The organism is Providencia sp. PROV205 (assembly GCF_028479505.1).
Lineage (GTDB): Bacteria > Pseudomonadota > Gammaproteobacteria > Enterobacterales > Enterobacteriaceae > Providencia > Providencia huaxiensis.
The window spans coordinates 18826-38919 of the sequence record NZ_JAMPNU010000021.1 but is presented as its reverse complement, the minus strand read 5'-3'; the positions used below and the strand labels follow the sequence as shown (position 1 = coordinate 38919).

General features: G+C 37.1%; 22 protein-coding genes and 1 tRNA gene. 8 read left to right on the top strand and 15 right to left on the bottom strand.

The window, feature by feature from the left end; all coding sequences use genetic code 11:
• Positions 1-92: 92 nt before the first annotated feature.
• Positions 93-1454: a sensor histidine kinase gene (locus tag PR800_RS13370; RefSeq protein WP_210842820.1), complete on the bottom strand. Its 1362-nt coding sequence runs from the start codon at positions 1452-1454 to the stop codon at positions 93-95.
• Positions 1444-2118 carry a response regulator gene (locus tag PR800_RS13365; protein WP_102137683.1) on the bottom strand — a complete coding sequence of 225 codons (675 nt, stop codon included), beginning with the start codon at positions 2116-2118 and terminating at the stop codon, positions 1444-1446. The genes PR800_RS13370 and PR800_RS13365 overlap by 11 nt, the downstream gene beginning before the upstream one ends.
• Before the next feature lie 172 nt (positions 2119-2290).
• Here PR800_RS13365 and PR800_RS13360 point away from each other — a divergent pair, with 172 nt between their 5' ends.
• The gene (locus PR800_RS13360) at positions 2291-2533 is read left to right on the top strand and encodes a hypothetical protein (RefSeq protein ID WP_102137684.1); all 243 of its coding nucleotides are present in this window, start codon (positions 2291-2293) and stop codon (positions 2531-2533) included.
• A 118-nt stretch (positions 2534-2651) separates the two neighbouring features.
• Here PR800_RS13360 and PR800_RS13355 read toward each other — a convergent pair whose 3' ends face one another.
• Positions 2652-2912, bottom strand: coding sequence for a DinI-like family protein (locus PR800_RS13355; protein WP_102137685.1), 261 nt, complete (start codon positions 2910-2912; stop codon positions 2652-2654).
• Between the two features lie 222 nt (positions 2913-3134).
• Between PR800_RS13355 and PR800_RS13350 the strand changes: the two genes are divergently transcribed.
• On the top strand, positions 3135-3668 hold the full coding sequence (locus PR800_RS13350; protein ID WP_102137686.1) for a GNAT family N-acetyltransferase: 534 nt from the start codon (positions 3135-3137) through the stop codon (positions 3666-3668).
• Positions 3669-3686: 18 nt separating this feature from the next.
• Here the strand turns inward: PR800_RS13350 and PR800_RS13345 are convergent, their stop codons facing one another.
• Positions 3687-4100, bottom strand: coding sequence for a GNAT family N-acetyltransferase (locus tag PR800_RS13345; RefSeq protein ID WP_210842822.1), 414 nt, complete (start codon positions 4098-4100; stop codon positions 3687-3689).
• 203 nt (positions 4101-4303) lie between these two features.
• Between PR800_RS13345 and PR800_RS13340 the strand changes: the two genes are divergently transcribed.
• On the top strand, positions 4304-4900 hold the full coding sequence (locus tag PR800_RS13340; protein WP_210842824.1) for a pentapeptide repeat-containing protein: 597 nt from the start codon (positions 4304-4306) through the stop codon (positions 4898-4900).
• A gap of 634 nt (positions 4901-5534) precedes the next feature.
• Here the strand turns inward: PR800_RS13340 and PR800_RS13335 are convergent.
• From PR800_RS13335 to PR800_RS13325, 3 genes are all read right to left on the bottom strand, one after another.
• Positions 5535-5611, bottom strand: a tRNA-Pro gene (locus tag PR800_RS13335).
• A gap of 74 nt (positions 5612-5685) precedes the next feature.
• On the bottom strand, positions 5686-7401 hold the full coding sequence (gene yejM / locus PR800_RS13330) for an LPS biosynthesis-modulating metalloenzyme YejM (protein WP_239979402.1): 1716 nt from the start codon (positions 7399-7401) through the stop codon (positions 5686-5688).
• 21 nt (positions 7402-7422) lie between these two features.
• Positions 7423-7650, bottom strand: coding sequence for a YejL family protein (locus tag PR800_RS13325; protein WP_047755730.1), 228 nt, complete (start codon positions 7648-7650; stop codon positions 7423-7425).
• A 242-nt stretch (positions 7651-7892) separates the two neighbouring features.
• On the opposite strand from PR800_RS13325, the gene yejK reads away from it, so the two are divergent.
• Complete coding sequence (gene yejK, locus PR800_RS13320) at positions 7893-8894, top strand: nucleoid-associated protein YejK (protein ID WP_125891240.1); 1002 nt, start codon at positions 7893-7895, stop codon at positions 8892-8894.
• Positions 8895-8990: 96 nt separating this feature from the next.
• Here yejK and rplY read toward each other — a convergent pair whose 3' ends face one another.
• Complete coding sequence (rplY, locus tag PR800_RS13315) at positions 8991-9272, bottom strand: 50S ribosomal protein L25 (RefSeq protein ID WP_004260060.1); 282 nt, start codon at positions 9270-9272, stop codon at positions 8991-8993.
• A 166-nt stretch (positions 9273-9438) separates the two neighbouring features.
• Complete coding sequence (locus PR800_RS13310; RefSeq protein ID WP_166264623.1) at positions 9439-11196, bottom strand: DEAD/DEAH box helicase; 1758 nt, start codon at positions 11194-11196, stop codon at positions 9439-9441.
• Positions 11197-11419: 223 nt separating this feature from the next.
• On the opposite strand from PR800_RS13310, the gene rsuA reads away from it, so the two are divergent.
• The 3 genes from rsuA to PR800_RS13295 all read left to right on the top strand — a co-directional run bounded on the left by rsuA (position 11420) and on the right by PR800_RS13295 (position 14300).
• Positions 11420-12142: a 16S rRNA pseudouridine(516) synthase RsuA gene (gene rsuA / locus PR800_RS13305; RefSeq protein WP_140172551.1), complete on the top strand. Its 723-nt coding sequence runs from the start codon at positions 11420-11422 to the stop codon at positions 12140-12142.
• Positions 12143-12145: 3 nt separating this feature from the next.
• A complete protein-coding gene (locus PR800_RS13300; protein ID WP_102137692.1) occupies positions 12146-13330 on the top strand; it encodes a Bcr/CflA family multidrug efflux MFS transporter in 1185 nt (394 codons plus the stop codon).
• Between the two features lie 628 nt (positions 13331-13958).
• Positions 13959-14300 carry a hypothetical protein gene (locus PR800_RS13295; protein ID WP_102137693.1) on the top strand — a complete coding sequence of 114 codons (342 nt, stop codon included), beginning with the start codon at positions 13959-13961 and terminating at the stop codon, positions 14298-14300.
• 291 nt (positions 14301-14591) lie between these two features.
• On the opposite strand, the gene mepS is transcribed toward PR800_RS13295, so the two are convergent.
• From mepS to PR800_RS19640, 3 genes are all read right to left on the bottom strand, one after another.
• A complete protein-coding gene (gene mepS / locus PR800_RS13290) occupies positions 14592-15176 on the bottom strand; it encodes a bifunctional murein DD-endopeptidase/murein LD-carboxypeptidase (protein WP_102137694.1) in 585 nt (194 codons plus the stop codon).
• Between the two features lie 757 nt (positions 15177-15933).
• The gene (locus PR800_RS19645; RefSeq protein WP_277419957.1) at positions 15934-16131 is read right to left on the bottom strand and encodes a YrbL family protein; all 198 of its coding nucleotides are present in this window, start codon (positions 16129-16131) and stop codon (positions 15934-15936) included.
• 27 nt (positions 16132-16158) lie between these two features.
• Positions 16159-16533, bottom strand: a complete 375-nt coding sequence (locus tag PR800_RS19640; RefSeq protein WP_336298219.1) for a YrbL family protein — start codon at positions 16531-16533, stop codon at positions 16159-16161.
• Between the two features lie 324 nt (positions 16534-16857).
• On the opposite strand from PR800_RS19640, the gene PR800_RS13280 reads away from it, so the two are divergent.
• A complete protein-coding gene (locus PR800_RS13280) occupies positions 16858-17202 on the top strand; it encodes a hypothetical protein (RefSeq protein WP_102137696.1) in 345 nt (114 codons plus the stop codon).
• Between the two features lie 137 nt (positions 17203-17339).
• Here the strand turns inward: PR800_RS13280 and yeiP are convergent, their stop codons facing one another.
• The 3 genes from yeiP to PR800_RS13265 form a co-directional block, all read right to left on the bottom strand.
• A complete protein-coding gene (yeiP, locus tag PR800_RS13275) occupies positions 17340-17912 on the bottom strand; it encodes an elongation factor P-like protein YeiP (protein ID WP_102137697.1) in 573 nt (190 codons plus the stop codon).
• A 185-nt stretch (positions 17913-18097) separates the two neighbouring features.
• Positions 18098-19342 carry a tryptophan permease gene (mtr, locus tag PR800_RS13270; RefSeq protein WP_272531047.1) on the bottom strand — a complete coding sequence of 415 codons (1245 nt, stop codon included), beginning with the start codon at positions 19340-19342 and terminating at the stop codon, positions 18098-18100.
• Between the two features lie 161 nt (positions 19343-19503).
• Entirely contained in the window at positions 19504-19941 is a 438-nt protein-coding gene (locus PR800_RS13265) for a nucleotide triphosphate diphosphatase NUDT15 (protein WP_102137699.1), read from the bottom strand.
• Positions 19942-20094 lie beyond the last annotated feature (153 nt).

The window sequence follows — 20094 nt, the reverse complement described above, 5'->3', positions numbered from 1 at the left end:
GCCTCTTTTAGGTGTAAGTATATTAACGTATAAAAGGCGTATTCTATCTAGAAAAAATAGCAAATGCTGTTAACTCAATAACATAATTAGATTTAGGGTAAGTCAATAATAAAGCCGATACCTTGATTGTCTAATCCATCAGTAACTCTAATTACAGCACCGATTTTATGAGCTAAATTTTGAGCGATAGATAAACCTAAACCACTTCCGGTTTCCATCGTTCCTGGAACGCGATAAAAACGAGAAAATATAAGTTGGCGGCTCTCTTCTGGAATTCCTCGGCCATTATCTTGAACAGAAATAGTCCCACCAAATGGGGTAAGATCTTTTAAAACGACTTTTATTTTTCCTTCTTCTGGGCAGTATTTAATCGCATTTTCAATCAAATTAGTAAAAATATTACTCAATGCGAGTTTATCGGTGAGGATATAAAAAGATTTTGGGCTTTGTAGTTCAACATCAATATTTTTATTAATAGCGTAAGGTATGTGTGAGGATATTAAATGGCTGATTAGTACGGGCAAGTCAATTAGCTCTTTATTTAATAAAAAGTCTTCAGTTTCTAAGCGGGCTAGGTCAATTAATTGATGCGATAAAGAGGCTGCGCGATTTAAAGTCTCTTGCATATCATTAATAATTTCTTCTTTCTCTTTCGGATTATCAATTTGCATCAATAAATGTAATTGAGCAATAACAGCCGCTATGGGGGTCCTTAATTCATGTGCGGCATCTGCCATAAAGCGCTTTTCACGTTGATTTGCAGCATCAACACGAGACATGAGGCTATTTATTGCATCAATAATAGGGCGAATTTCTTTATATTGTTCCTTCGTTTCTATTGGAGTTAAATTACCTGGCTGACGGCTAGAGATGAGTTTTGCAGATTGTCTTAAAGGCCGCAGACTAAAATAAGCGGTAATTAATATTGCTAACAACATAATACCCAAAATAAACGCGAGAGGAATGGCTGTGCCTTCGGCAGGGTTACCTAATAAGGATTTACGGTCACTATAAGACTCTGCAATAACAACTTCGAAAGTTTCTTGATCATTCCATGCAGAAGTAAAATGCCAGTCTTTATGTAATGTTGCGAGTTCAGAGACAGATTTAAGTGATGGGACATGTAATTTGTCACTGTTTCGGTAATAGACATTCCCTTGTTTATCTCTAACAACCATAAAAGGCCGATAACTTATGTCATCGCCACTTTCCATCGCAGCAGAATAAAGTTCTTGTAGGTTATCAGCTATTTTATTGAAATATTCTGGCTTATCAGCAACCACATCAAGTGTCTTAGCAAACCCTTGGGTGATGACACTTTGTTGTTCATTTAGCTCATCATGAATTGAGGGCCAATAAAAAAACTGTAGCCAGCCAACTAATAATAACCAAAGGAAAATAACTGAGCTAATTTGTAGCCCAAAGGTATAAATAAAAAATGATTTAACTTTCACTTATCGGCACTTCTTTTTTTAATAAATAACCAATACCGCGGATAGTAATTATGCGGTCTTTACCTATCTTTCGGCGTAAATTATGAATGTGAACCTCTAAAGAGTTACTTTCCACATCATCTAATCCGAATAGGCGCTGCTCTAAATCCGTTTTTCTGACAACATTATCTGCATTTTTTATTAGTTCGTAGAGCAATAGATATTCTTTCCCAGAGAGCAGCAACAATTGCTCATTAAGGGTGACTTGGTGATTAAGAGGATTTAATTGTAGGTTACCCAATTGCCATATTTCAGATGAGAAACCTGCCATACGGCGACTAACGGCTTTTACTCGAGAAATAAGCTCAGGCATAGCAAATGGTTTTGTTAAAAAGTCATCAGCACCTGAATCTAAGCTAGAAACTAAGTTATCCATTTGATTTCTTGCCGTGAGAATTATTATTGGGATCGTTTCTCCCATATTACGCCAAGTAATTAGTTCATCATGACCATCGCCATCAGGTAAGCCTAAATCTAAAAGCATTAAATCAAAATTGCGAGATGCGAGTTGTAATTTTGCATCAGCAAGTAGCCTGACCCAACAAGGGTTAAAACCTGCAAGTTCTAACCCACGGCATAGCGCTTTTCCCAATTGAAGATCATCTTCGACTAATAGGATATTCATATCATCACCTCTACTAACAAGTATAAGCAGGCAATGAGCGTCAGACAATACGAACAATTCAAGTTTGAAGTGGATTTAAGCATATCTTAAGGTTGGTTTAACCCTTTTTTAAGGTACAAAAAAATAGACTGTTTATTATGAGTCCATCACTCAAACAATAAGAGCATTGATAATGAAACAAGCATTCTATGAGGTGCCATTATTTATAGTAGCAATCGCACTTGCTTTGATTTTTATTGGAAAAGATTTCAATAATAGGCCGGTAGTTAGTTTATCAACAATAACGTTGAATGAAATCCCTACTTGTGTGGATGTTAATAACTGTATTTCTCAGGTTAGAGCAACTAATGCAAAAAATAAAAAGTTGAATCCAGTGAAAGAGATTAAAGCCTTTCTTCGACATAAAATTGGCTGATTAACAGGGAGTAAAATTTAGATATGAGGTGGTGAGTCAAGTGTCTGTTTTAATTTCTAATTTTAGGTGCAGAAAAAGGAATGTTACACTATAAGGAAACATTCCTTTAAGTATTTGGTTAATCCACTGTTGTTTCTTCTGGGATCCAACCATCATCCATCCATATTTCTTCCAGTATTTCTTCAATGCGAGTTTTATCCTCCGCTATTTTTGTTCCTGAGATATTAACGCGTTGTTGTGAGCTAAACCCAACCCGCGTTACCATATCTGGATATTGGTTTTGAAGTTTGCGTAAAATCTCAGTTTCAAGTGCTTGCAAAACAACTGAACTCGGTTTTTGTGGAGCGTTCTTATCAAATAAAACTTCGATACGTAACATGATAGCCTCTAATGAAGACTGTATTAATATACAGTATTTTTAGAACTATTAGGCAAAAAAGTCAATATAGAGGCATAAATATTTTTAGCAGTGAATAGAGTGAAAAAATAATATCAAGTTAAAACAGTAGGTTAATATTATAGATGCTTGATAAAATAATTGTCAGAAAAATTAAAATAGGTATCCTAGAAAGTATATTCTATGAAGGTGAGTTACAATTAAATGTTATATGCTTTAAGAGTTTCAAGTGAAGATAGCCAAGCGATAGCAATGATTAACCAGTTGTATGACACAGCTTTTCCATTGTATGAACAAAGAAGCTATCAAGGAAGAGATGCAATATTAAATCATGGTGACTATTATTTACTCAATTTCAAAGAAAATGATATTTTCATTGGTTTTATTGGGTGTTGGAAAATCGAAGATTATTATTACATTGAACACTTTGCTATTTCCCCTGTATTAAGAGGGCAAGGTTATGGGCAAAGGGTATTAAAGCAGTTTTGTCATGACGTAGGCAAAGTGATCCTAGAAATCGATCCTATTATTGATGATGTGAGTCAAAAACGTTGGTCTTTTTATCAACATTGCGGTTTTCAGCAAAACGAATATGCTCACGCACACCCAAGTTATTACCCAAAAAATAAGCCACATAAGCTTAGCGTATTAAGCTATCCAGAAGTGATAGCTCAAGAAGTGTATCAGCAATTTAATCATATCTTACAAACGGTTGTGATGAATAAAACGCTATTATAGTTCATTATGTAGATGGTTTTACTCAGGTATATAGCAATAGATAAGTTCGGGATCATTATCATCTAAATTTTCAATGTAGCCACTAGGAATAAAGCCAGCTTTTATTAAGAGGTGTTGAGTTGCTGTATTCGATTGATTTGTAGAAGTAAAAATCTTTTGGGATTTACTCTGCATTTTTAGTTTATTAATTAAAGTGAGGCCAAGGCCTTGCCGACGATACTGGCGATTTACCATAAGCAGTTCAATGAAGCTATGAGCAAAAAAACGTTGGTTTATTACGCCATACGCCAATATATCGTTGCTATCTTGTAGAATAAAACAAACGCCTTGTTTAACCCACTGGGTAATTTCATTAAACCGATGGGTAGAGGCTACGCTATCTATTTGATAAATAGCATTTATATCAATAATTTTAGCTAGGCGGAAAATCATAAATAGATATCTTTAGTTTACTCAGATGCCTCAGTATAGAACAAAATTATTTTAATTTTCAATGTAATATAAAATACAGAATGGCTGGTTTATTGAAATATTGTTTTTGTGCTACGTATAGAAGGATGGTTCAAGAAATATGATATTATATACAGCATTATTTGGTCTAAAAGGTACATAAGAACAGACATTTGAGGTGATAGGTGTTAATAGAAAGTCATGGTGAATATTTAGACCAGAGGTTTTACGATTTAAACCTAGAAGATGAAAAATTTGAATCTGTACTTTTTGAACGGTGTGAGTTCATTAATTGTAATTTTACAAATAGCCATTTTGCGAGTTGTCGATTTGTTGAAAGTACACTCACAAAATGTAATTTAAGCTTAATTAACATACCTAATTCCCGTTTTTCGAATTGTGAGTTTATAGGGTGTAAATTAGTTGGAATCGATTGGACAAAAGGGTATTGGCCACGTTTTGATTTTTATTCTCAGTTGAGTTTTAAAAGTTGTATATTAAATAGCAGTAATTTTTTTGCACTTAAACTCCATGAAACATACATTGATGATTGTCGTTTACACGATGTTGATTTTAGAAATGGGGAATTAAATAAATCAGTAATAACGGATTCTGATTTATCTAACAGTTTATTTATGCAGACAAACTTAACATCAGTCGATTTCACCGGGACACACTCTTTTACGATTGATGTTCGACAAAATAAATTAACTCAAGCGAAGTTTTCCCGCCTCGATGCTCTAGATTTATTGCGTAGCTTAGATATTAAACTTGTGGACTAGAACTGAAATAATCAGTACAAATTGAATAAAATATAGGCCAGCAATTGAGTTCATTTCTATCCTTTGGGTATTGATAACTCGATATGTATTAATATACATAAGTTAAATCATCATAGCCATCAGCTCATCACTGGTGGCTTTATTTTTTGCGGTGAAGTTATGCAGCATGCATCAAAAGATAGAAATCCAATAAGTTTTGATGTTGTCAAAAGAGTCGCTTAAGTTTTAATCGATGTAACAAAAAGTGCATCGGTAAAAGAAACTTTAATTCAATGAAACAAATTAATTTTGTGGATAATTCAAGAGATACTCCCAAGGGAAGCCCTGTGATACTTCTACGGGGCACAGGGTTAATGTTCGTGTAAACATGCCATCCAACTCACTCTACAATCAAAAATAAGCGGGAGCAGAGGGACTCGCTAAGCTAGAAGCAGAGCGATTAGCGCAAGAAGAAGTTAAACGTGCAGCATAGGAAGCGGAAAGGGCGGAGCAGGAAGCTGCGGAAAGTCAGTCACTGGATGATAAATCCTAAGAAAAAGAGGGGGAAGTCAGTGTAACCATGTCGGACTTTTACCCACCCCAACCCCATCAATAAAAAAACCAACCCTAACAGGTTGGTTTCTCTATAAAAAGCTGGTCGGCATGATAGGATTTGAACCTACGACCCCCGACACCCCATGACGGTGCGCTACCAAGCTGCGCTACATGCCGAACTCTGATTTATACTACTCAATTTGCTTCTAAAAGCAATAGACTCATGATGCGACTGGTTGATATTTAAGCACTTAATTTTCATTAAAACGCTTTAATTCAGTAAAGATCTTCAACAACTCAGCTAAATCAGGTTTTTCATTCTTCTCGATAGCACCTTGTTTATCATAGATATTAAACTGACCATTTTGATCCATATAAAGGGTGGCATTGTCAGTGGTAATCACAACATCGTCGTTATCACCGGTGATCACCCATGGATAAGTACGTTTAACACTAAATAAGTCTTCACCTTGGCTGTAATCATCTGGTGGGTTTGTGACATGTAATAAACGCTGCATTAGCGTGGTCATTATATCTTGATGACTAGTCAGTTTATCTATTTGTTGCGCAGGGGTATTCGGCCAGTAAATAAATAGAGGCACCTGCATGTTATCTCGATTAAAGTGTTTGCCGTCTAACCAATCGTTTTCTGATTTACCTTGATTATTGTAATTGGCAGTCACAATAACAATGGTATTTTCTAACCGGTTATCACGTTGCAATGCCGCCATTACACGTTTGATCTGCTCGTTGGTTTTTGCACTACCCGGTGTGCCAGTAATGTTAAGGAACGAGAACCAAGGCGACCCATTTTTAAGATTATCTAACCAATTATTCCATTGAGAAACGGTCAAGCTATCGTTATCTGCAGTTTTGGCAGGCAAAGAGTAATCGGCTAAAATAGCTTGCCTGAATAATGGAGAGTTAAAGCCATCCGTTGAGAATAAACCAAACTGATACCCTTGATGTTGAAGGGCTTCAATCAGGCTAGATGGATGGCGACCATTAAGAATATTATCAAAGTAAGTCGATGAAATCCCATAGAATAAACCAAACAAGGCGGTATCGTTACGTAACCCAGTTGTATAATGGTTGGTAAACTGTGTGCTGATTGATTTAAACTCATTCAGGGCATTTATCGAATCTTGTTGTGACTTATCACCGAGGTCATCAACCACTAATAATAATAAATTATAGCCTGAACCTTGGTCATAATAGCTTAATGGTTTTAATGGGTAATTCAACTTAAGGGCGGTCGGACTACCTTGCTGGAAGACACGATTTTGATGTTCTGTTAAATCCAATAAGCCATATCTATCAAGAAGTTTCCGTGCGGTCATCGGTTGTGATAATGGGTAATTATAACGCTGCATAGTGATAGGGCGGTAAAAATTCGCATCGGCCCATGCATACATCAGGTGTGACATAATAAAAGTCACAATAAAAATACCTGCAAGCGGTTTACCAAAGGTTTGCCGGCTTAAGCTGCGCAGTTTTTGCCAACTCCAAGTTGCAAATAACATTTCAACGAGAAAGATAATTGGGATACTGATAAACATCAGCTGCCATTCACGAGCCATTTCGCCTTTTGTGGGGTTAATGACTAAATCCCAAACCTGTGGTGTTAGATGCAAACCAAACTGGCTAAAAACACGGATATCAAAAATTAAAAGGGTTATCCCTGCAGTCGCGAGGGCAACAGAAAGTAGCCTCAGCAACCGCTGAGACATGACAATAAAGGTCAGTGGAAAAATAATTAGTAAGTAGGCCGCAAAGACCACGAAGCTAAAGTGACCTAACCAACTGACGAAGGCATAAACTCGACCAGTTAGGGTGTCTGGCCAATCAAAAATAAACAGGTAGCTGCTACTTAACGCGAGGCTAAGCAGTATATTGAATAGTGCAAACCAGTGCCCCCAACCAATCATGTTAGAGACTTTGTCACGGTAGCGCAGGTGGGTGACCATACTGTTTATTTCATTAATCAATTAGTGTGATTTATCTTCTTTAACAGAAGAAAGTAATGCATTTGCGAATGATTCTGCAATCATTTTACGTTGTGCAGGTGCAACCGACGTATTTAGCAGATTCGTGACCATGTTACCTAACACCATAAGGGAAAGGTCAACAGGGGTGTGGTTTTTTTCTAACACACTAACAAGGTCAGAAAGTAAACCTTCAACTTTTTCATCACTATAGCGAGATGATTGTGGCATAAATTGAGACATCCTAAATTAATGAAAGCTACATATCATAGCGTATCACAGTTGGTTTTTCTTCTTTCTTCGCAACAAATTTTTGTTTAAGTGATAATAATGCTAATTCAGATTCGTAAAGTGTGCATAAGTTCAGCAGGGTGGGGTTAAAATTTGCACAAATGATAGTTTCTATTGCAGAGGAATAATATCAGTGTTTGAATACGCGCAACATTATTTCTGCTATTTCGAAGGAGCCAACAATGAGTCTGGAAATTAACCAGATAGCTTTACACCAGTTAATTAAAAGAGATGAACAAACCCTCGAGGTGATGTTGCGGGATTCTTTATTAACAGCAGATGGTGTCGTACAAGACATGATGGCAGAGTTACACCGCGTCTATAGTGCAAAAAGTAAAGCATTTGGTGAGTTTAATGAAGAAAGTGAACTTGCTGATGCATTAAAACTATTACGCAAAGGTGAGGAAGAGTTTTTAGGTTTTAGTCGTGCGATGACCGTTCGCTTGAAAGATGAATTAGCTAAATATCCTTTTGCTGAAGGGGGCGTCGTTCTTTTCTGTCAATACCGTTACCTTGCAGTCGAATACTTATTAATTGCAGTGCTCAATAGTTGTGACAGCATGTTTGTCACGGAATCATTAGATTTAGGCACAACTCATTATTTAGATATTCCTCATGCGGATATTGTCGCTCGTATTGATTTAACCGAATGGGAAACCAATCCAGAGTCAAAACGCTATTTAACCTTTTTAAAAGGTAGAGTAGGACGAAAAGTCTCTGACTTCTTTATGGATTTTTTAGCTGCGTCTGAAGGGCTAAATGCAAAAGTTCAAAATAAAGGCTTAGTTCAAGCACTTGATGATTTTTGTGACAATGCTCAGATGGATAAAAATACTCGTCAAGCTTATCGCCAGCAAGTGCATAGCTATTGCACGGAGCAATTACAATCAGGTGAAGAAATTGAGTTAGAAGCATTGGCAAAAGAGTTACCAATGGTGGAAGAACAAAGCTTCGATGATTTCGCTCGCCAAAATGATTATCAACTCGAAGAAAGTTTCCCTGCCGATAGAGGAACGTTAAAACAATTAACGAAGTTTTCGGGGAGTGGTGGAGGGATCACGATTAGCTTTGATGCGATGCTCATGGGGGAGCGTATCTTTTGGGATCCTGTCACTGATACGTTAACCATTCGCGGCACACCACCTAATTTGCGGGACCAATTACAACGCCGTGGTACTAAATAAGTTATGGTGTTGAATCGCTAGAAATAAATAACGCCGCAATTGCGGCGTTATTTACTCGGCGTCCCGAAAATTCTAAAGCTCGGCTGTGGGCTTTAATTAAGCGCGCAGGAAGTCAATGTGCGTCACTTTTGGCTTAAATGGGTGACGTTGAACAGCCTGAACTTTTACTTTTGTTTCTTTACCATCGATAACCAGATTCAGAACTTCGTAAAATTCTGCTTTGCTTTCTTGGTTGATGATTTCATCGTGGTTAAGAGTTACAGAGATTGCTTCTTGGTTGCCACCGTAAACGATAGCTGGAAGCTGGTTATCTCTGCGCAGGCGGCGGCTCGCACCCTTACCCTGCTCTTTACGTTCAATTGCATTGATAGTTAACATTACTATTTCTCTATAAAAAGAAAATATAAATTCCTGCTACAGGCGACCCAGCAGCAGGTTCGAGATTTGGCCTAGGAATACTTCATTCAGAGAACAAGATATCGGAAGGCGGGCGGCATTTTAACGAAAAATCCGTCATCCAGCAATCATTATGATCATTTTCGCTTTACGATAGGGGATCTGCAACGCGAAAACGCCCTTGATAATCGAAGATTTTCTCTCGAATTTCCCAGAAACGTTCTTTTTTGCGAGCGACAATAAATTGGGGATATCGTAATAAAGATTGCTGCAATAATATATCATTTGCATTATTCCACTTAAATGGAACACCTGGGGCACGTTGATGCTCCCGTAAAAAACGGTATTCAAACACGCGTTTTTGCGCAGGAGTTGCTAGGCGAAAACGTTCTGAAACACAGGTTCCATCTTCATCATAATAATTGATTTTAATCCATTCGCCTTTGGCATCATTCCCTGTGATAAATTGCATTCCCCCGCAACGAATGATCAATGCATCTTTAAGTTTTAATGCGGCTTTTAACATATCGTCAGGGTCGGTAAGCACCTCTTGGCATTTTTGGCAGCGACGAGCGGCTATATCGTTTTCAGCGCCACAGTGTGGGCATTGCTTAAAGCGAAAACGGAATTCACATTGCTGTTTCTGCCCATTTTCGTCTTCTTCCCAGCCTTGGCAGCGCCGGCCAAAGTGTTCAATAATTTGGCCATCAGAGGTGCATTTTCCCCAAAAAATATTCGCAAATTGGCACAATGGGCAGAAAACTTGTACCGGCACACTGGTTGAATTCGGTTTACTTGAGCCCACCTCTGGTCGAAATAGGTCATGTGGATTCCCTGCATAATCTAAGATTAAACAGCGTGTTTTTCCCTCAGAAAGGCGTAATCCTCGACCAACAATTTGTTGGTATAAACTCACTGACTCTGTTGGCCGCAAAATAGCAATCACATCCACATGAGGAGCATCAAACCCGGTTGTTAACACTGAAACGTTAACGAGATAATGTAGTTCTTTGTTTTTAAATTGCTTAATAATTGATTGCCTATCAGCAGCCGGGGTTTCAGCTGTCACTAATGCAGCACGACCCTGAGGTAAATAGCCCAAAATTTCTTTTGCATGTTCGACCGTTGCAGCAAAGATCATGCAGCCTTGCAAAGGTGCTGCATATTCAATAACTTGCTCAATAATTTTAGGTGTAATGCGTTGTTGTTTTTTTAACGACAAATTAAGTTCTTGTTCGTTAAAAATACCCGATGATGTAAGTGAAACCTGGCTAAAATCATATTGTAAAACAGGCATGTCAAGCCGTTCAGGTGGGACTAAGAACTTGTTTTTAATCATATAGTGTAGTGGTAACTCATAGATGCACTCACGGAAAAAACAATTTTCATCACCGCGTACCATGCCATGGTAATGGTATTGGTAAATCCAGCCACTATTGAGGCGGTAGGGGGTGGCTGTTAAGCCTAAAATACGTAATGAAGGGTTATTTACTTGTAAAACTTGAATAATCTGTTGGTATTGGCTCTTATCATTCAAACTTATACGGTGGCACTCATCAATAATTACTAGGGAAAAATGTGCGTCAAATGCTTTAAGATTGCGAGCAACGGATTGCACACTGCCGAAAACGACTTTGCTTTGAGACTCTTTGCGATTCAATCCTGCAGCAAAAATATCTGCTTGCAGGCCATATGCGAGGTACTTAGCATGGTTCTGTTCAACTAATTCTTTTACATGCGCTAATACCAGTACTCGTCCTCGAGCGAGTCGGGCCAATTCGGCAATCACTAAGCTTTTACCTGCGCCAGTTGGCAAGACAATCACGGCAGGGTGAGTCTGCTTACGGAAATAACTCACTGTCGCATCGACAGCTTCTTGTTGGTAAGGGCGTAAAATAAAAGACATATTATTCAGTATTATGTGATTCAGTCAGGTGAATGACGTTAAATTTAATTTAAAACGATGAGTCTGTCTAAAGATGCCTGTTGCTTCAGTGAAACTATCACTTCACAGGGGTTATTGTTATAATGAATAATGTGATAACAATCACAACAACCTTTCACTCTATATTCTGACAGTTGAGCGTTATTGTACGCTTCACTGGCATTCCATCAAGTTAAGAGAATCTATGCGACTGGATAAATTTTTGTCCCAGCAATTAGGGATAAGCCGAAGTTTGGTAGCGCGAGAATTGCGCGCAGGGCTTGTAACAGTTGACGATGAAATCGTTAAATCAGGTGCCTTTCAAGTTACGATTGACCATGAAGTCGCTTATGATGGTAATGTCCTCGTACAAGTTACTGGGCCGCGTTATTTTATGTTACATAAACCGCAAGGCTATATTTGCTCAACAGATGACCCAACACATCCAACAATTCTTTTTTTTATTGATGAGCCTCTTGCACAAAAACTGCATTCAGCAGGGCGTTTAGATATCGATACAACGGGTCTTGTGTTATTGACTGATGATGGTCAATGGTCACATCGCATTACTTCACCGAAGCATCATTGTGAAAAAACATACCGAGTTCAATTGAGTGACGACATCGCCAATGATGTTGCCGAGCAGTTTGCTCAGGGCGTTATGCTTAACGGGGAAAAACACCCAACTAAACCGGCGAAACTGGAAATTATTAGCCCTAGAGATGTCCGATTGACGATTAGTGAAGGGCGCTATCATCAAGTAAAACGCATGTTTGCTGCAGTAGGAAACCATGTTTGTGGGCTACATCGTGAGCGCGTTGGCGAAATTTGGCTAGATGAGACGCTTGAACCAGGAGAATACCGCCCACTGACGGAAGAAGAGATCAACAGTATTAATGTACCACGTAAAAAAACAGCAGGAGTTTAAAGAGTGCAACAGCAGCGTTCATCCTATTTGGGGCTGATATTAATTCTAGGTTTATTATCGATGCTAATGCCATTGGCTATCGACATGTACCTACCAAGCTTTCCGACGATGATGCATTATTTTAATGTAGATGAAGGGCGCATTCAGATGACGCTCAATAGCTACATTTTTGGTTTTGCTATAGGACAATTATTTTATGGTCCGATGGCAGATAGCATTGGGCGTAAACCCGTTATTTTAGGTGGTGTCGTCGTTTTTGCAATCGCTTCAGCGGCCTGTGCTATCACTGAATCGATTGATTCACTGATTTGGTTGCGTTTCTTACATGGTTTTGCCGCTGCCGCTGCAAGTGTTGTGATTAACGCGCTTATGCGGGATATGTTTACCCGTGATGAATTTTCAAGAAGTATGTCTTTTGTTGTATTAGTGATGACAATAGCACCGTTGCTAGCCCCTATTTTAGGGGGAGAGCTAATGCGCTGGTTCTCATGGCATGCAATTTTTTGGAGTATCGCCATTGCAGCGGTTATCGCTGTCGTTTTAGTGAGCTGTTTTGTGCGGGAAACATTGCCCGTAGCTAAAAGGCAGAAGTTTCATATTGGTACAACATTAAGGCAGTTTGCCACTTTATTTAGGGCAAGACAGGTACTGTTCTACATATTAGCGAGTTCATTTTCCTTTGCAGGGATGTTTTCATTCTTAAATGCAGGCGCTTTTGTGTATATCGATTTGAACGGGGTGTCTCCACAGAATTTTGGCTACTATTTTGGTATCAATATTATCTTCCTATTTATTATGACGACAATAAATAGCCGCTATGTTAGGCATTTTGGTGCAGAAAAAATGCTTTACTTTGGTATTATTATTCAATTCGTGATGGGATTGTGGTTGCTAATGACAACAGCCTTTGCGCTAGATTTTTGGACACTGGTAATCGGTGTTGCCATTTATGTCAGTGGCATAGCGATGATCACTTCGAATGCAATGGCCGTGATCTTAGATAATTATCCACATATTGCAGGAACGGTTTCTTCATTGGCAGGCACAATCAGGTTTTCGATTGGTGCGCTCGTTGGAACGTTATTATCACTAATACCTGCGCAGAGCGCATGGCCAATGGTCGGTTCAATGGTCGCTTGCGTTGCATTTTCAATGTTGTTTGTATTATTGGCCAAAAAAACAAAGTAAGTCATGTCATATGTTTTCAAGTTTCAAGGATGAAGCTGAGAACATGTAATTCTCTTCTTTAATATCTAATCAAATAAAGCATGTTCTAGTTACTTCTCCATATCATTCATTTTATCTATAAGAGATAGAGGATTATTGCTCGATAAAATCGAGTAGTAACGCAGGGTATTTAAAATTTTTGCTAAAAAATGATCTAAATCAATTATCATCAGGGCTGGATTTGTTAAATTTATGTTTTATGATTTAATGTGCATTGCAACATTATTCATTAATAAAAATTTGGTTTAACTTCAAGAATAAACTCTTTTTTACTATTTTCATTTCAGAAATGTAAAAAAAAGTTAAGTATTTTGAGCTGGATGTTGAACTTGAAGATCAAAATTAGTTTAAATTTTAATATATTTACTATTAAAATGAATATGCAATGATTTGTGTCACAAAAATTTAACGACATTTTGTTTTTTTAATGTTATATTTAAGGTTCGATATTTAACATTAATGTTACTTTTTAGATAACTAAAAGTTCGGTTTGAACGATGAATGATTGGCTTAAGCCGGTGTTAGGTCAAGTAAGAAAGTAAATATCAATACTTGGCAAAATACTAAAATGTTTCAATAGGATATGTTTGTGGAAAAATTAGGTCTTTCGGTGGTGCACAGGCTACCGCAAAGCTACCGCTGGTTATCAGGCAAAAAAGGTACAGATGTTGAAGTTGTACCTATGAATGATGTCGATAGCGATAAGCTTGTGGGGCTAAAATTACTTAGCCATGACTGTGCGACAGACTGTATTGCAATGCAGCAATTATCTGAATCATTATCAGACATGCAAATTGCTAATGCGATCTTAGAGTGGCAGAAAGAAATTTGCCTATTCATTCATGCTAATGATGAGTTAGCCGCTATGTGCCGTTTAAAAGCTTCAGGTGTTGCTATTGCAGAACTTTCTTCTGGTTTTTATAGTGCTTAGTTTAAGAGCTATAGTTTATAGAACTTAGCTTTGAGTATGTTTTAATATTTTTTTAGTAATGATGGCTCGGTTGTTTATTACTGTTTTTGCTTACTGATTTTATTTGGCTCTATATTTAAAACTGTTTTTTTGGATGAGTATCATCATGAGGTGGAATTTGGTGACTGAGTTATTCTTGATTTAAAATCGGATGACTACCACTAAATTTAGTCAGTAGAGATTTCCAATAAAAAAGCTTCCATCATATGGAAGCTTTTTTATTGGAAAGGGGATATAGGGTACTACAAAAATTTATGAGCCGTTGATAATGCGTCTACTTGCATAATATCTTTTGCTCCAGTAAGAGTTAGTCATTTCAGAAACGATAACACCACTACTGGTTGATGCATGAACAAATTTTTCATCACCAATATAGATACCAACATGCTTCATCGTGCGGCCTGTTTTGAATAAAACAATATCACCGACTTTTAGGTTATTACGTTTTACGCTTTTCCCGGAGGATTCTTGCTCAGATGTTGTACGAGGAAGCTCAACACCAAATTGTTCAAAGAATGTGCGCTGAACGAAACTTGAGCAATCGACACCTTTCTTTGTTGTGCCACCAAGGCGATAAGCTACACCTTTCCAGCTTGCGTATTGGTCCATTATTTTAGACTTAGTATCAACGCTTTGTACTAACTCTTCGAATTCATCTTGAGATGCCATCGTCAACGAATCGCCAGCAGAGCCATTTAGCATACGTGTATCTGATTTGGCAGTATATTGTGTATTCTTAGCTGACTTTGGGGTGGTACATGCTGTGAGCGTTACGGCAATGGCAATTGCCGGAACAATGCGCCAAGCATAGCGCTTAAGTTTTTCAGACGTTAGCATTCTTATATATATCCCTTACCATTTTTCTAGTACTTTATTGTGTAAAAAGACACAAAAAAACTAAACCTATCCCTGTGAAAAACGCATTATAAATCATAGAAGTGTGTTTTTCGCAGAAAGTGTTTATTGCAGCACTACCAAACTTCGAATGTGTTAATCATATTTAATGACTTATTGAGTATAGGATATATATCAATATTTACTAAATTTACTAAGACATTCTTTACATTTTTTGCTTGGAAGATTTGGTTTCGCATTAGTACCAAATCAAACCTTTAAGAGCATACATAAACAAAAGCAAAATGGCGAGTTAATAGGGGTGAAATTTACAAAACATTAGATAAAAGAGCCTATTTGCCATTGGGTTATGTGATGGTCGTCTACAATGAGGTATATTCACTTATAAAACGGGTGTTTATCACTAATAAAATATGATCTGAATCACGTTTTATTGTGTGCTATTTCAGTGTAATTACATAATTAAGTCCTTTTTAAGCTCAAAATGTAAAGAAGTTTAAATTTATATTTAACGAAGGTTTGTTTGTGGGGAAAACGAATAGTTTAATTTGTCTTAAAAACCACCATTAGAATGAAAAATACTCAAAAAACAAATATACTGTATGTATATCAGTATTTTTGTTAATCATATTCTTTGTGTGATATTGATATCGGATAATGTGAAATAATCTACGCTTACAATAAATCAATATAACCAGATACTAATGGTGAGGATAAAGTGTAAGTCAGAGTATGTGTGCTATACCTTAATATTATAGTCACGATAAAGCCGTTGTTCGAAATCGGTAAACCGACGATTTAGTGTAGAACGGGCTATTTTAGTTGAAAAATAATCAATGGGGATTAAGTTAGCAGACCCTAGGTTATCAATAATAAGAAATTGGCCACAAGGTTTATAACCTAGTTGGTAAACGATATTATAAGTTTTTAGCGCCATCGTGGAGATAGCCTCTTTATATATATTTTATTTAAATTGCTCGTAAGCAACTTTCATATTTTTTTTATGTTTTAAAAAAAGTTGTTTGTTTTTTAGGTAATAATCTAAAGTGTGTGAAACATTTCCTGTTTTATCTTTGATTAATTGGAATACATAACCCAGCCCTTGATCAGTTTGTTGGGTGCCATAGTAATGAGAAATTGTTTTTGTAGTGAAGTTTTTTCTATATAAACGCTTGTAATAGCGAATCTCTCTTAAGGTTTCTTTGTCGTCTCTCCCATTTAGATGAACTTTTATACATAGGTCATGATGCTCAGGATGCTGATAACAAGCACGTTGTCGGCCTGATGCGATCAAGTTGGTAGAGGGTAATGAAATTTTTTTATCTAAATTTTTATTCATGATGATAAACACTATTTTTAATGATTTATTGGATAAGCCTCAAGTGATATTGCGACGGTTTTTATAAATTATACAACCAATGCTAATAGATACTATTTATAAAGTGTTGCATTTTGTGTGGTTAATTAAGAGTGATGTAAGTCGTTTATTTTATTTGGATAAATAATTAAAAGGAAAAATAAAAAACTACGACTATAAATGAAATTTTTAATTTCTTTTTGGAATTAGTATGTCGTTCTCAGGCAATTTAGCCAAATTAAATACTTTAACTGTAAATAAATGACAGAAAGTGACGATAACATAATTTTAGGAGGAGATTTCTTCATGAATAGCTCAGTAAAAAAAATAGTAATGACTTTTCTAGCGGTAGCGACATTAAGTACAAATTTTTCAATGTTTGCCTCTGAAAACAGTGATGTGAGAAGGAGTAATACTGCCGTTATTCGATTTACTGGTGCTATTGTTGCGTCGCCTTGTGTAGTCGAAGCGAATGTTCACAGGGTTGAAACTAAATGCTGGAATGATAATGGCAAATTGGAAACCGCATCTGCAGATATTCAAAAATTAAAAAATCAAGAAACGTTGCTTCCGAACCAAAAAGGTACTCAACAATTTACCTGGATTAATAAAGATAAAACCTTAGGTATTTATACGATAAAATACGATTAATTTTGAGATAAGCAAAAATTGAATATAGCAAACTAAAATGAGATGAGGGTGCAATGTTTAATTTTAATGACATATGCCTATGAACAATAAACTCATAGGCATATAAAGCATTATTTCTGCGAAACTAAAAGCAAAAATTAATCACAACGGCCCATATAACGACGCTCAGCGATATGAATACGAATTTTCTCACCACTGGTTAAATACTCAGGAACTTGGACAGTTAACCCTGTAGCCATCGTTGCAGGTTTAGTTCGTGCGCTGGCAGACGCCCCTTTAATTGCAGGTGTTGTCTCAATAATGGCCATATCAACCGTTTGTGGTAACTCTAAAGCAAGAACTTGCCCATCCATCGTTAACACTTGCATTCCTGGTAACCCTTCTTCAGGAATAAAAAGTAATTCTTCTTCAATATCTGCTTTTTTGAAAATGTAGGGAGTGTAGTCTTCATTATCCATAAAGACATACTCGTCACCATCAATATAAGAAAAACTGACTCCACGGCGCGTAAGCGAAATTGTGTCTAAAATATCATCGCCTTTGAAACGTTCTTCAACTTTTTGGCCAGTTTTGATATCAGTAAAACGCATTTTATATAATGTACTCGCACCACGAGCGCTAGGTGCTTGAATATCAATGTCTTTTACAAGTAATAATTTGCCGTTGTAGTTGATTGCTAAACCACGTTTGATTTCATTGGCCTTGGCCATAAATAACCTTCTTTGGGGTTGTCAAAAAGAGTGCGACAAAATTACTCGCAGATAAGGAATTAGGCAAGATGCTGAAGTCAATTTTCAGTGAAAAATTTTTGGATAATACAATTCTAGATAATGCAGTTATTGGATAATGCAATAAGTATGAATATAACCCGTGGGCTATATTCATACTGGAATGATTAATAGATAGGAAGTAAGCCAGACAATGACAATAAATGAGCAACCGCATTAACTAAACCAAAGAGGATCACGAAGCCAATGATAAAGCTTCCCCCCGGTGCTCTATAGCTGTTGTTTGGATAACGTTTACGACTTGCTTTCGCCATCAGTGCAGGGACAATAACGGCCCAAATAGTGGCTGCTAACCCGGCAAAACCAATCGCATAAATAAACCCATTAGGGAAAATTAACGCGAGAATTGTTGGTGGTAAAAATGTGACTGCGACAGATTTAAGGCGGCCAAACTTATTATCTTCAAATTTGAAAAAGTCAGCAATAAAATCAAATAACCCTAAAGATACGCCTAAGAAGGAACTCGCTAGAGCCATATATGAAAACAGGTTCAAAAATTGAGAGATAAAACTACTTTTGGTGGAAATATTCATTTGAGCCAGTAATGCATCAATATTATTACCGTTTTCTCTTATTTCAATAAATGACGTTCTTGGAATATTTCCTTGAATAGCATACTGCCATAAAATATAGATAACCACGGTAATGGTGGCACCATAGACTAGGCTTTTAACAACACTACGGCTATCTTTATTATAATATTTTACTAATCCTGGAACATTACCGTGATAACCAAAAGAGGTTAATAAATAAGGTAATGCGGCTAAGGCATAGGGAAGGTATTGGCTTTCACTTTGCTCAGTCTGGTTAAATAAAATCGCGGGCGATGCAGTGGAAATCATTCCACCGATTGACATAATAAAGGTGAGCACCATCCCGCCAATTAAAATGGTACTTAACCTGTCGACAGCACGCGTAGAAAGCCATACAAAAAAAGCCACAATAGAGGCAAAAATAAAGCCTGCACCCGCTTGTGGTAACTGTATTTTTTCTGACAAGTTTGCTGCGATGATAGAGCTGCCTGCAGAAATATAGGCATAAGTGAGTATATAAAGCACAAAAGTGACGGATAAGCCGTTAATTGAATTCCAAGTCGAACCTAATAAATCTTTTACCATCGTATGGAAACTAGCACCCGCTGGATAATTCATATTAGCTTCTAAAATCATTAGCCCAGAAAGTAACATGCAAACAAAGGTATAAATTAACAGTATGACGGAACCTGTGAACCAAACGCCAGAAGTCACCATAGGAATAGAAAACATACCAGCACCGACTGCAGTACCGGCGATGATCATAGCACCTCCCAATATAGAAGGATTTTTTTGTTGTGTTGTTCCATCAATAGCCATGGTGGCTCCTAAATATAATGTTTCACTGTACTAGCTAAATGATACGGCAAGCGTGAAGTATTGTAAATATGGCAAATAGAATAAAATAGGGAAAAATGAGTAATTAGAACGAGATGGATAATAAACGTACAACGCGAAGATATTTGTACGCTTATGATTAATTAGGCGCTTTGGTGATAGAAGCGTTGTGTTAGCCAGAGGTCAACGGCATTGCGGCTAGCTTCAAAATGCGGTTCTGGGAGGTTATCAGGTGAAACCCACATTAGGTTTTCACATTTGTCTGCTTCCATGATTCGAGGCTCCACATCACCGCTATATTCAACATGCATACAAATAGAAACGGTATGTTTACCTTCTTGTTGATAAGTCTGTAAATTGTTGCTGATGCCAAAAACGGTGGGAGTTTGAATATCAATACCAATCTCTTCTTTTATTTCGCGGATGGCACAGGTTTCAAATGATTCACCTGGGTCAACATGCCCTCCGAAAATAGACCAATAGGGCGCATGTTTACTGCTGCGTTTGCCCATCAAAATTTGCCCACATTTGTTAGTGATTATAACACCGACACCCACGACGACGTTGGTAGGCTCAGACATATATTCTCCTTATTGTTTTCTTTTTTAGCGCGTTGATCCTGACATAATCTAGTAGAAAAACAAGCAGGAAAAAGTACAAATATCACTGAAAACAATATGCTTTAATGTTATAACTATAATTAAATTTAAAGACACGATAATCATGATAAGGGA